This is a genomic window from Candidatus Binatia bacterium, from assembly GCA_023150935.1.
Taxonomy (GTDB): Bacteria; Desulfobacterota; Binatia; order HRBIN30; family HRBIN30; genus JAKLJW01.
Genome location: JAKLJW010000007.1, coordinates 56,878 through 69,382 on the forward strand (window position 1 = coordinate 56,878; position 12,505 = coordinate 69,382).

The following is a 12,505-nucleotide window of genomic DNA, read 5'->3' on the forward strand; positions in this document are numbered from 1 at the left end:
GCGTCTACTCGCGCCGCCACCACACCGCGAGGCCCACCAGGAGCAGCACCTGCGGCAGGAAAAGCACTGAAAGGTAGAAGATCACCGTGTACTGATCGGCCGTGAACTGCACGCGGGAGGCCCGCACGCCCCGCGGTCGCACCGACACCAGGTCGCTCTGACCGACCAGCCAACCGACGGTATTCAGCAGGAGGTCGCGGTTGTAGTACGTACCCTCGAGTTCCCGGCTGCTCGCGAACTCGGCACTGCCGTACACGGCCAGACGTGCCGTCCCATCAGTCTTCTTGCCCAGGGTTTTCAGGTCGAGATCGACCACGGTTGCAACCGCCACCGGACCCTTGGTGTCCGCGCTGGGGTCCAGGCCGGCGGAGCTGCGCTCGAACAGTGCCGCCAGATCGCTTTCCGCCCAACTATTGGGGCTCGTCTTCACCAGCTCAGTGGCGGCGATGCCGGCCTTGCCGTCGGCGCCGGCGCGCACCGAACGGGCCATGGGGAATACCGTGCGCTGCTTGAAGTCCCGGGTGATCTCGTGCGGGCCGTACGTGTTCACCAGGGGCGCCAGCCCGAGGGCCGGGCCCTGGAACAACCTCACCACCTGATCGACAACGACATCGTTACCGACCTGCACGCCGAGCTCCGCCAGCAGCGGCACCAGCTCGTTGCCCTTGCGCGGCGGCAACAGGAACAACACTCGCCCACCACCGTCGAGATAGCCGCGAACCGCCGTGAGTTCGCTCTCGAGGTAGGGCTTCTCGGTCCCGATCGCGACCGTCACGGTACACTCCGCCGGCACGCTCGCCACGGACGCCAGCAGCACCTTCTGCACGGCGTAGTTCTCGTTGGCCAGCGCCTGGCGGAAACTCGCCAGGCCGGTCGGGCTTTGCACGTCGTCGATGTCGGGCTCGCCGTGGCCCTCGACAAAACAAATCGTCTTCTGCGACGTTCGCGTCACCTTGATGATCGCGTTGGTGATGTTCTCTTCGGTCGGCTGCGCGATCGTCGTCGACTCGTTGCCGTACTGGAAACGGATCGTATTGTAGGTCTTGATCTGATAACGCTCGGCCAGCTCCGGTTGTTTATCGGGGTCGATGAGTTCGTATTTGAACTCCTTGGATTCGCGCCCGTAAAGGGCGAGCAAGTCGGACAGCTCCGGATTCAGGCCGCCCTCCACGAACGCCTGCACTTCGAGCGGCTGGGTGAGACCTTTGACCACGCTCGACGACTGCGGTGACAGGCTGAAGGCGCTCTGTTCGGTAAGGTCGAAGCGGCGGTCGTTGCCCGCCACCAGGTAGTTCACCACCGCGAGGACGCCGAGGAACACCACCGACATCGCCAGGGCGTTGGCGCCGTACTTAGTGGAGCGTTGCGTGACGGCGTCGCGGACCTGCTGGACGCCGGAGCTGAGATACGCCACGACGCCGAACAGGCCGACCAGGCCGTTGATGGCAATGTAGAAAAGATCGACATTCGTCCGCGCCCTGGTGATGACCGCGGCGACGGCGGCAAACAGGAGCAGGACGACCCCGATGAGCCCGAGAAGAGAGCTGTTGCGCCGCACCGTCTACCTCCAGCGCACCGACTCGACCGCCCGCTGCGTCACGAAGAGCGCCAGGACGATTACGCTTCCGAAGTACACGAGGTCCTGCAGCCGGATCACGCCGCGGACCATCTCCGCGAAGTGCTCCGTCAGCGACAGGTATTTCAGCAGCGGACCGAGCATGCCGCCGGCCGTGTCGGCGGGCCACGAGATCACGTAGAGGAGGAGCAGGATGACGAGGCAGCTTACCGCGGCGACGATCTGGTTGTCCGTGAAGGCGGAGGTCAGGAGACCGACGCACGCGAAGCTCACGGCAAGCAGGAACAGACCGAGATAGCCCGACGCCATGATACCCACCTCGGGATTCCCGTAAGCCAGCAGAATTGCCGGATACACCGCGGTCAGCCCCAACATGACGACGAGGAATCCGAGCACACCGAGGAACTTGCCGAGGACTATCTCGGTTACCGAGAGCGGCGAGGTCATCAACAGCTCGTACGTCCCGGCCCGCTTCTCCTCGGCGAAGCTGCGCATGGTGATCACCGGCGTGAGAATGACGAGTATGACGGACAGATTGTGCAGCAGCGGAGCGATGACGAAGTCGTTCAAGTTCAACCGCGCCTGCGCCTCGGGGTTGCGCATTGCGGAGTAAATCGACAGCAGGAAATCGAACCGTGCCACGAGGTTGAAGAAGAACCAGCCGCCGAGCAGCAGAAATCCGGTGAGCACCACGTATGCGATCGGCGACACGAAGTACGATCGCAGTTCCTTGCCGGCGATGACGAATGCGTTCTTCACGCCGCCCCCCCCACCGCCGCGGTCGCGCCTTCGGTCGAGATGTAGCGCATGAACACGTCTTCCAGCGTCCGGTCGCGCGTCAAATCGGCCAGCAGCCCCTCGACCGCGATACGCCCATCGCTGATGATGACGACTTTCTCGCAGAGCTGCGCGACCTCGGGCAGGATGTGCGTCGAGAGGATCACCGTGCGTTCGCCGGACAGCTCGCGTATCAACGTGCGAATCTCCCGAATCTGGCGAGGGTCGAGGCCGATCGTCGGCTCATCGAGCACGAGCACGCTGGGCTCGTGTATCAGTGCCTGGGCCAGGCCCACGCGCTGACGAAATCCCTTCGACAGGTGTCCGAGCAGGCGTCCGGTCACCTCCGTGAGCCCGCACCGTTGCAGAACCCGGTCGACCGCATCCCCGAGTTCCGACTTGGCGACCCCCTTGATGCGGCCGACGAACCGCAAGTAGCTCTCGGTGGTCATATCGCCGTAAAGAGGCGGATTCTCCGGCAGGTAGCCGATGCGTTTTCGTACCTCGTAGGACTCCTCGAAGATGTCGAAGCCCGCCACGCTAACGGTGCCCGCGGTCGCCGGCATGAAGCCGGTGATGATCCGCATCGTGGTGGTCTTGCCGGCCCCATTGGGCCCGAGGAATCCGAGAATCTGGCCTTTGGCAGCGGTGAAACTGACGTCGTCGATGGCGACAATGTCTCCAAACCGCTTGGTGAGGTTGCGAACTTCAATCATCCCACTTCAACCCGCCATGGCACAGTGCGCCCCCCGCTCGCGCGAATGCGCGCGTACTTAGCCACAGCTTCCAGCCTTGTCAACGATTTCGGCGCCCCCTGGTCGGATCCACCCGAAATCCTCCCGGTGGACGTCGGCCTGCGTCGGGTCACGGCCGCAGGTTTGGCCTGGCCGACGAGCTGGCGGCAATTACCGCGGCGCTCCGGGCGGCAGCCCGCGCTGAGTTACTCCGTCTGGACTGAACTCATCAGTTCGGTCAACTCGGCCTGCAGCACCCGCGGCAGGCGGATGACGCTGGCCACGGTATGCACCTCGGGAATGAGGGCCGCAAGCTGGCGCGCGGCGTCCGCCTCGTCGGTCGCGCCCTTCAGGCCCTGAAAGGCTCGCAATACCCGCGGCGCCATCGGCGCCACCGACGTACCGCGCAGTGCCAGGATGCGGTGGCTCGGCGCGGCCAGGGCGAGATAGACGGCGCCGTACGTGCCGCCGCCGAGGACGCTGAGGAGCGGATGACCGCAGAGGCGCGCGGCCACCGAGGCGCGCAGACATTCGGCCAAGACCCGCGGCAGGCCGAAACGCTCCTGAGTCGGATCGATGGCGTGGCCCTGGCACAGCAACACGTTCACAATCGCGCCCCGGCGCACACCCGCCCGGGCGACACTCTGGTGAATCATCTCGGTTGCCAGCGCCACTTCCTCGATGCCGACACCACCACCGCGGCTTTCTTCGGGACCGACAATCAGGGCGGTGGCCGGAAATCCGGTCAGCGTGCCGTGCGCCGCCTGCAGCAATCCGTGATGGCGCGGCGGACCCGACGGCTCCCATTGCCCGCGGAACGAATAGCGCAACAGCTCCCTGCGCCGCCGCCTCTGCGGACCCGCCGTATGCCACTGCGAGCGGCTCGCCGCACGGTGGAAGCGACGCTCCAGCCGGGCAGCGATCTGCGCACTCGTGGCGATGCGCTCCTCCAGCGCCGGCACCTCCGCCTCGGCGACCGCCGTGCTGACGAAGTCGAGCAGGGCCTCGCGAACCCCGGTGGGATCGTCAGACACGACGGCATGTGCGTCGCCGTTGGCCAATCGGACCGCCGCCGAGGTAGCCTCGAAGGCGTCGTGCGCCCCCTCCCCGGCAACCTGGCGCAACAGCCTGGGGCCCGTCAGGCCCCAGTGCGCACCCGCGGTCATGATCACCCTTTCCGGCAAGGCGGCCATCACCGACGGGGCACCGAAACAGCCGCGGGGTCCGCTGATCACGGCAGCCAGGCGCACGCCCAGCAGGGTCATGCGGGCCAGTGCCACGCCGAGGGCCGACGCCGCGGCCAGTGCCCGGGGCCCCTCCTGCACGCGCACGCCGCCGGTGTCGAAACCGATTATCAGGGGCACCGGCGGCAGGCCGCGGCGACGCCGCCCGGCCCCCCCGGTGAGGCCGCGCGCCAGGCCGGCGATCACGCTGGCCTCGCGCACGCCGATCGTGCCGCCGCGGACATGGCCGTCGCTCAGGGCTAACCCGACGCGAACGCCGCCGATGTATCCATAGCCGAGAACGAACGGCATCTCCGGCGACACCGAGATCACGGGCACGAAGGTCCCGCGGTCCAGGATGGCCTCCGCCCGATCGCGGCTGCTGAGCGCTGAAAATGACCGGGTCACGCATCCTCCGGCAGGCACACGCCGAGCCGGGCGCTGCCGTGGTCACCCGGGTCTTGCTGGACGTGCGGAGCGGGCCGGCGGCGCCGTCATCCGCCACGCCGCACGTCGTCAGGCCGACGCCGTCGCTCCGGCGCGTCGCGGCGCGGAACGCGCGCTCGCCCCGAGAGCCCGGCGCAAATCGTCGGCGCGATCGGTTCTCTCCCAGGTGAAGTAGCCGTCTTCCGCTACGCGGCCGAAGTGGCCATAGGCGGCGGTACGGCGATAGATGGGGCGTTTCAGGTCGAGCGACCGAATGATACCTGCCGGCTTGAGTTCGAAGTGCTCGCGCACCAGGGCGGCGATGCGTTCGTTGGACTCGACACCGGTGTCGAAAGTGTCCACCAGCACCGACATGGGCTCGGCAACACCAATGGCGTAGGCGAGCTGGACTTCGCAGCGTTGGGCGAGGCCGGCGGCGACGATGTTCTTCGCAACATAGCGCGCCACGTACGCCGCGCTGCGGTCGACCTTGCTCGGATCCTTGCCCGAGAACGCGCCGCCGCCGTGACGGCCATAGCCCCCGTAAGTGTCGACGATGATCTTGCGTCCGGTCAGGCCGCAGTCGCCGACCGGACCGCCAACCACGAAACGGCCGGTGGGGTTCACGAAGTACTTGGTCTTCGCGTCGAGATACTGCGCCGGGAGCACCTTGCGGATGACCTCCTCGGTTACGACCTCGGTAAGGGTGGCATGGTCGACATCGTGGCTGTGCTGGGTCGACACCACGACCGCGTCGATGCGATGCGGTCGCCCGTTACGGTACTCTACGGTCACCTGCGATTTGGCATCGGGCCGCAGGAACCCGTACCGCCCCGCCTTGCGCACTGCGGCGAGGTGAGCGACCAGGTGATGAGCGAGCGTGATCGGCATCGGCATCAGCTCCGGCGTCTCGTCGCACGCAAACCCGAACATCAGGCCCTGATCGCCGGCGCCCTGCTCCTTGTGGAGTCCTTCGCCCTCGGTTACGCCCTGGGAAATGTCCGGCGATTGCCGGTCGATGGCGGTGAGGACCGCGCAGGTGTCGGCATCGAAGCCGACGTCCGAGGACGTGTAACCGATCTCGCGAATCGTCCCGCGGACGATTTCTGGATACGAAACCTGGGCCCTGGTGGTAATCTCGCCCGCAACCACCACCATGCCGGTTTTCGTTAGGCTCTCGCAGGCGACGCGGCTATCGGGGTCGATCGCCAGCAAGGCGTCGAGGACGGCGTCCGAAATCTGATCGCACATCTTGTCCGGGTGTCCCTCGGAAACGGATTCCGAGGTAAACAGGAAATCCTTCAATGCCATGTGTGCTCCTCCGCTGTGGGGTAGCCGATGCGTTAACGGCGTTCGGGTGTTTGCTGGCGCCCGCCTGATCACGTACCGCGAACCAGAAATAGTACAAGCGCGAGCGCTCAAGCAAGGCCGTCAATCCTCGTTAAACTTCTGTTCGAACAGGGCTTCAACGGCGGCCAGGGCCGCGGCGGCGTCGGGGCCCGAGCAGGTGACGTCGAGCCAGGTACCGATATCGGCGCCAAGGCTCATGACTCCGAGGATGCTGCGTCCGTCGACGGTCGTGCCGTCCCTAGACAGCTCGACCGCGGCCTCGAACGGGAGCACTGCCTGCACCACCTGCGCCGCCGCACGGGCATGGAGCCCGAGCTTGTTCTTGACTTCGAGGCGCTTCGAGATGCTCTCGTTATTCATCGCTGCATCGAGCCCGGCCAGGCTGTCCACCGCATCCGCGGCGACAACCGGGGCCCCGCGCGGGCGTCGGGGGCGAGGGCGTCCCTGCGGTACTCAGTACTTGTCGTCCTCTTCCCGAATGATGCGATACAGTTCTTCTCGATTCGGCGCCGCCAGCAACCGCTCTCGAAAGCCCGGGTCCTTCAGCAACCGGGACACCCGCGCCAGGGCCTTGAGGTGCTGCCCGACCGAATCCTCCGGCGCGACCAGGACAAAGATCAAGCGCGTCGGCTTGCCGTCGAGGGACTGAAAATCGACGCCGCCACGATGTCTGCCGAACGCGGCCAGCACGGTGGAAAGCCCCCCGAGCTTGCCGTGTGGTATGGCGGTACCGTCCCCGATTGCAGTGCTGCCGAGACGCTCGCGCTCCCAAAGGACCGCGTTCAACTGCGTAGCGTCGATCTGTGGATACGCGGTCGCGACGTGCTCGCAGAGTTCGCCGAGCACGGCGCTCTTGTCGACTCCTTGCAGCTCCGCGACGACCAGGGATTCCGGCAGGATTTCCGTCAGTTTCATGGCGATACGGTCCCCCGGGTCGCGCTGGCCGCGGCCCCGGGCGCGGGTCGTGCGCAGATCACGACAACTCCGGCACCAGCAGGCCGAAACCGCCGTCCTTGCGGCGGTAGAGCAAACTCACGGCGTCGGTGCTGGCATTTCGGAACAACAGGAAGTCCCGGTTGGCACGACCGAACTGGAGCACGGCTTCTTCGATTGACATGGGTTTCACCGCAACGCGCTGGGTGCGGATACCGGCCGGACGCGGCGACGGCCCGGCGGCTGGGGTAGCGCGGGGCCGCGTGCCAGCCCCTTTGCGTTCACGGATCTTCTCGGCGCGGCGCTTCACCTGCCGCACCAGTTTGTCGACGGCGAGATCGATCGCCGAGTACAGATCGTCCGTCTCTTCCGTCGCGGTCGTGTTCACATGATCGGCCGACACCTGCACTTCGGCAACATGGCGCCGCTTCACGACCGACAGTATCACGTGTGCCTCGGCGGCTCCGCGCAGCAGTTTCCCCACGCGGCGCAGCTTCGCTTCGGCGTGCCGGCGCAGGCCGTCGCTCGGGTCGACGTGTCGAAAGGTCACCATCACGTGCATGCAGAACTCCCCGCCACCGCTCAGAAGGCCCGCCGCCGTTTCGACGACGGCAGGACGCCCATCATCTCGCGATACTTGGCCACGGTGCGGCGGGCGATCTCGACACGCTCGGCACTGAGCATCTTGGCGATCTCCTGATCGCTATAGGGCTTCTCGGGCTTTTCCTGACTGATGATGGCGCGGATGCGATCCTTGACGCTCTCCGCCGACACCTCGTCGCCGTCGGCACACTGCAAACTCGACGTAAAGAAAAACTTGAGTTCGTAGGTGCCCTGCGGCGTATGAACGTACTTGTTGGCGGTGGCGCGACTGACGGTCGACTCGTGCATCTCGATATCCATTGCGACGTCCTTCAGGACCAGCGGTTTGAGTTGGCTGATGCCGTAGTCGAAGAACTCGCGTTGAAACCGAACGATACTCGACGTGACGAGGAACAGCGTGCGTTGGCGCTGCTGGATGCTCTTGATGAGCCACTGTGCGGCCCGCATCTTCTCCTGAATGTAACGCTTCGCGTCGGTCTGCGGTGCCTCGGTAAGCACGCGCCGGTAGAACTGGCTGACGCGCAGTCGGGGAAGGCCTTCGTCGTTGAGGGTGACCACCCACTCGTCCCCGACCTTCTGCACGAAGACGTCGGGCGTGATGTAGCGGATATCGCCGTCGCCGAAGTTGCGGCCCGGCTTGGGTTCGAGAGCCGCGATCTCGTGGGCCGCGGCGACGACCTCCTCGATGGTCGCGCCCAGCTCCCTGGCAATCCGATCGTAGCGTTTCGTTTCCAGCAGCGGCAGGGCGTCGCGCACTATGCGCACCGCCAGCGAGTCGCCCTCGCCGCGCGCGCGGAGCTGTATCAACAGGCACTCGCGCAGATCGCGTGCGCCGACCCCGGGCGGGTCGAGTTCCTGGATGCGCGTTAGCACCCGTTCGACCACATCGTATTCCTCGCCGGTCTGAAAGGCGATGTCTTCGATAGGCACCTGCAGGTAGCCGTCGCCGTCGAGGTTGCCGATCATGATGGCAGCGGCGGCTTCTTCCTGCGGCGAGAGGCCGGACATGCGTAATTGCCAGGTGAGATGTTCGGTGAGCGACGTTGCGCGTGTCAGGACGTTCTCGAGCGCGGGGCGCTTGTCCTCGTCGTAATCGGCCGCCGCCGCGGTCGCACCATGAAAGTCGTTGCTGTAATTCTCGAGATAGTCCTTCCAGTCGATCTCGCGCATGTTGCCCGCGTCGACCTGGAGCTCGCTGGTCGTATCGCGTTGCGGCAACTCTGCCGGCCATTCGTCGGCCGGTGTTCCGTCGGCTTCCGGCGCGGTGTCGACGCGCGGGGCGGGCGTTTCTTCGATGGTGTCGAGGCCCTCTTCGAGGATTGGGTTCTCCTTCAGCTCCTCGTCGATCAGGGTCTCGAGCTCGGCGCGCGACACCTGCAATATCTTGATTGCCTGGCGCAGCTGCGGCGTCATGATGAGCTGCGTTTGCAGCCCGACCCGCTGCGTCAGCGACATTCGTTGTTCGGCAGCCATGATCGTCGTTACAGCGTGAAGCCTTCTCCCAGATATAACTGCCGGGCCCGTGGGCTCGACGCGATTTCCTGCGGCGACCCTTCCTCGAGGACGACGCCGTCACTCAGTATATAGGCTCGGCTGCAAATCCCCAAGGTCTCGCGCACGTTGTGGTCGGTGACCAGGATCCCGATTCCTCGATCTTTCAACTGCGCCACTATGCTCTGAATGTCCAGTATCGCAAGCGGATCGATACCGGCAAACGGTTCGTCGAGCAACATAAAGCTGGGCGACATGACCAGTGCGCGGGTGATCTCCAAACGGCGGCGCTCGCCGCCGGAAAGCGCATAGGCGCGGCTGCGTGCCAGGTGGGCGATGCCAAGTTCGTTCAGCAGCCCCTGCAGCCGCTCGGCGCGTTCCTCGCGGGTCAGCGGCAGGGTCTCCAGGATGGCGAGGATATTCTGCTCGACGGTGAGCTTGCGAAACACCGAGGGTTCCTGGGGCAGGTAGCTGATCCCCTTGCGGGCGCGCACGTACATGGGATCGTCGGTAACGTCGGCGCCGTTGAGGTGTACGGTCCCCGAGTCGGGCCGGATCAAGCCGACCATCGCGTAGAAAGTCGTCGTCTTGCCGGCGCCGTTGGGCCCGAGCAACCCGACGACCTCGCCGGCACTCACCTGCAACGACACCGAGCGCAGGATCTCGCGGCCACCGAGGCGCTTGCACAACTTGTCGGCGGCAAGCACCCCTGCCGCGCCAGATTGCCCGGCCGTCATGGCGTCGGCGTGGCGCCCTCGGCGGGCGGGTAGAGGACCGCTCGTACGCGGCCGCTCCCGCCTTCGATGACGCTGCGCTCCTCGTCGAGATAAACCACCACGCGGTCGCCACTCACCTCGTTCTGTCCGTCGTGCAGCACTGCGTTGTCGCTCAGGACAACCGTGCGCGCGGTCTGGTCGAACACCGCCCTGCCGGCCGTGGCCCAGCGCTCGCCCTTGGACATGCGAACATTGCCCGCGGCGATGACCTCCTTGACCTTCTCGGCGCCGTCGAGCGCCAGGGCCACGGTCAGCGTGTCGCTTTGCAGTCGCAAATCGCCCTGGGTCGCCACCACGGCGCCGCGGTAAGTGAGAACGCGGGTCTTGTAATCGAAGTCGAGCGCATCCGAGGTGACCGCGATCGGCTCGCGGCCCGACGAGAAGGCCAGCGCGTCCAGGAGCGGATCGCGCGGGGTGGGCCGCGCCGACGGCTCCGGCTGCGCGGCGGTAATCCGCCCGGCGCCCACGGCCGCGGCCACCACCAGCAGGGCGGCCAGCGCCCACCGCCGCCGCGCTCCCGACTCATGCCGCATCGTCGCCGCCCGGATCAGGAGACGCGCCGCGGGGTTCGGTGGCCGGATTGAGACGCATCGACACCTGCCGCAGGATCGTCAGGCGCTGCGCCGCCACGTCGACCTCCATGCCCTCCCCTTCGAGCTCGAGCGCCGAACCGCGCACCGTGATCCGCCCCGGCGCGTCAATGCGCTCGCGGGCATGGTCGTACCGCGCTTCGTCGGCGCGGACTTCGTAATCGGCAAGTTGCACACGGATGTCGCCCCGTAGTTCGACGGCTATCACGTCGCGCCCGTCGAGAACGATCCGGCCCTCCTGTCCCCGCAACCCCACCGTTCGTCCGTCCTCGAGATGCCATTCGACGACGGCGTCCTTGACCACCACGGTACTGTCGCCTTCGAAAAACGACCCTTCTCTGGCAGCAACTTCCCAGACTGTCCGTCCGTTCTGGACCTTGACGCGGCGGAAGTCCCTGATGTGTTGCGTCACCCCCGGCAGGGCCTCGATCCCGTGCTTCAGGAGCACCTCGGGCCGCAGCAGGATGGTACGCGCCACCAGCGCAGTCACCCCACCGAGCAACAGGAGCACCAGTGCGAGGACCGCCCATCGCAAGCGTTTCCGCAAACCCATTAGCCCAGAAGATACGCCGCAGCGACGGCGGACCTCGTTACGTACCACCCGGTTTTTCGGCTGTAAAGGCGATCGTCCTCGATGTGAAAAGACGAAGAATTCCTGTTGCACAGGCGCGTGAGGCCGTGGTATGTCGCGCGCCGTTTCGACGAAAGGTACCGGGCGTCAAGGTACCGCCGTAGCAGATGTGGGGTCTGCCCGACACCGACACTCGACGGCCTGCCCGTTCGGCCTTTCCTGGGAACATAACGATTTCTCCTTTGGGTAAAGGGGGACAGCAGCATGGTCCAGGGCACCGTCAAGTGGTTCAACGGGCAAAAGGGTTACGGTTTCATCACCAAGGATGACGGACAAGACGTGTTCGTGCATTACTCGGCGATCAACGGGAAGGGCTTCCGCTCTCTCGACGAGGGCCAGCGGGTGGAGTTCGAAATCACCCAGGGGCCCAAGGGTCTCCAGGCCTCGAACGTCAACAAAGTGGTCTAGGCCACACCACCGGGCGGTGGACGCGGAACTCGCCGCCCGGGTGCAGACCATGAGCGCCACTCCGCGCGTGGAATTGCGTCGGGCCGTATCGCCCGGCGGCGGTCGTTCGCGCACCGTGTAATGTCCTCCCTTGCAGCCGCGTGGGGAGTTCACCTCTACACCGCCTGCGGAGCCGTGCTGGCGCTGCTGGCGTGGAGTGCCACCACGCAGGGGGAGTACGCGCTGGCCTTCGCCTGGATGGCGGTTGCGCTCTGTGTGGATTGCACCGACGGCACCCTGGCACGCCGCTTTCGGGTCAAGGAAGTATTGCCGGCGTTCGACGGCGCCCGCCTCGACGACATCGTCGACTATCTCAACTACGTCTTCATACCGTTGTTGCTGGCCATCCACGCCGGGATGTTGCCGGCCGGCGCGGCCGGGCTGGCCGTCGCGGGCATCCCCCTTCTGGCCAGTGGCTACGGCTTTTGCCAGATTGACGCCAAGACCGACGATCACTTCTTCAAGGGATTCCCCTCGTACTGGAACGTGGTGGTCTTCTATTTCTACGTTCTGCGCACGCCGGTGTGGTTCAACACCGCAACGCTGGTGTTGCTCTCGGTTCTCGTCTTCGTACCTCTCAAGTACTTCTACCCCAGCCGCACTCCGACCGCGCGCCGCGCGACATACGTGCTGGGGGCCGTGTGGGCGCTGACCTTCGTCTTGCTCCTGACCGGCTTTCCGAGACCGCCCCTCTGGCTGGCGTGGTTATCGTTCTTCTTCCCGCTGTATTACCTCGTCATGTCGGTACACCTGCACATCCGCTCGCAGCGACGCTGATTCTCGATTTTCGCGTTTCTGCGCACGGCGCGAAGAACTTCCCAGATGATCGACGAGCAGTACCCACCGTTCGTGCCGAGTAGCGCCATCTTTTGAGGCGCGTATCGAGGCACGTCTGGTGCGACCCCTCGATACGGACCCTGAACAAACGGGTCCTACTCGGGGCGAACG

The 12,505-nt window shown here is 65.6% G+C and carries 14 protein-coding genes; 2 read left to right on the plus strand and 12 right to left on the minus strand.

Translation table 11 applies throughout. The annotated features are described in order from the left end of the window. Positions 1–4: 4 nt before the first annotated feature. From L6Q96_06690 to lptC, 12 genes are all read right to left on the minus strand, one after another. Entirely contained in the window at positions 5–1,558 is a 1,554-nt protein-coding gene (locus L6Q96_06690) for a GldG family protein (protein ID MCK6554260.1), read from the minus strand. A 3-nt stretch (positions 1,559–1,561) separates the two neighbouring features. Next, positions 1,562–2,335 carry an ABC transporter permease gene (locus tag L6Q96_06695; protein ID MCK6554261.1) on the minus strand — a complete coding sequence of 258 codons (774 nt, stop codon included), beginning with the start codon at positions 2,333–2,335 and terminating at the stop codon, positions 1,562–1,564. Next, a complete protein-coding gene (locus L6Q96_06700; protein MCK6554262.1) occupies positions 2,332–3,069 on the minus strand; it encodes an ABC transporter ATP-binding protein in 738 nt (245 codons plus the stop codon). Before L6Q96_06700 ends, L6Q96_06695 begins: the two co-directional genes overlap by 4 nt. Before the next feature lie 224 nt (positions 3,070–3,293). Continuing rightward, positions 3,294–4,718, minus strand: a complete 1,425-nt coding sequence (locus tag L6Q96_06705; GenBank protein MCK6554263.1) for a hypothetical protein — start codon at positions 4,716–4,718, stop codon at positions 3,294–3,296. A 108-nt stretch (positions 4,719–4,826) separates the two neighbouring features. Next, positions 4,827–6,047, minus strand: a complete 1,221-nt coding sequence (gene metK, locus L6Q96_06710) for a methionine adenosyltransferase (protein ID MCK6554264.1) — start codon at positions 6,045–6,047, stop codon at positions 4,827–4,829. Between the two features lie 120 nt (positions 6,048–6,167). Then, positions 6,168–6,446, minus strand: coding sequence for an HPr family phosphocarrier protein (locus L6Q96_06715; protein ID MCK6554265.1), 279 nt, complete (start codon positions 6,444–6,446; stop codon positions 6,168–6,170). A 93-nt stretch (positions 6,447–6,539) separates the two neighbouring features. Then, on the minus strand, positions 6,540–7,001 hold the full coding sequence (locus L6Q96_06720; protein MCK6554266.1) for a PTS sugar transporter subunit IIA: 462 nt from the start codon (positions 6,999–7,001) through the stop codon (positions 6,540–6,542). Between the two features lie 58 nt (positions 7,002–7,059). Continuing rightward, positions 7,060–7,581: a ribosome-associated translation inhibitor RaiA gene (raiA, locus tag L6Q96_06725; protein MCK6554267.1), complete on the minus strand. Its 522-nt coding sequence runs from the start codon at positions 7,579–7,581 to the stop codon at positions 7,060–7,062. A 20-nt stretch (positions 7,582–7,601) separates the two neighbouring features. Continuing rightward, positions 7,602–9,095 carry an RNA polymerase factor sigma-54 gene (rpoN, locus tag L6Q96_06730; protein MCK6554268.1) on the minus strand — a complete coding sequence of 498 codons (1,494 nt, stop codon included), beginning with the start codon at positions 9,093–9,095 and terminating at the stop codon, positions 7,602–7,604. A gap of 8 nt (positions 9,096–9,103) precedes the next feature. Then, positions 9,104–9,850, minus strand: coding sequence for an LPS export ABC transporter ATP-binding protein (gene lptB, locus L6Q96_06735; GenBank protein MCK6554269.1), 747 nt, complete (start codon positions 9,848–9,850; stop codon positions 9,104–9,106). After that, positions 9,847–10,422 carry a lipopolysaccharide transport periplasmic protein LptA gene (gene lptA / locus L6Q96_06740; protein ID MCK6554270.1) on the minus strand — a complete coding sequence of 192 codons (576 nt, stop codon included), beginning with the start codon at positions 10,420–10,422 and terminating at the stop codon, positions 9,847–9,849. The genes lptB and lptA overlap by 4 nt, the downstream gene beginning before the upstream one ends. Beyond that, complete coding sequence (lptC, locus tag L6Q96_06745; GenBank protein ID MCK6554271.1) at positions 10,412–11,014, minus strand: LPS export ABC transporter periplasmic protein LptC; 603 nt, start codon at positions 11,012–11,014, stop codon at positions 10,412–10,414. The genes lptA and lptC overlap by 11 nt, the downstream gene beginning before the upstream one ends. Positions 11,015–11,314: 300 nt before the next feature. Here lptC and L6Q96_06750 point away from each other — a divergent pair, with 300 nt between their 5' ends. Beyond that, the gene (locus L6Q96_06750) at positions 11,315–11,518 is read left to right on the plus strand and encodes a cold-shock protein (GenBank protein MCK6554272.1); all 204 of its coding nucleotides are present in this window, start codon (positions 11,315–11,317) and stop codon (positions 11,516–11,518) included. Positions 11,519–11,638: 120 nt separating this feature from the next. Continuing rightward, positions 11,639–12,334: a CDP-diacylglycerol O-phosphatidyltransferase gene (locus tag L6Q96_06755; GenBank protein ID MCK6554273.1), complete on the plus strand. Its 696-nt coding sequence runs from the start codon at positions 11,639–11,641 to the stop codon at positions 12,332–12,334. Positions 12,335–12,505 lie beyond the last annotated feature (171 nt).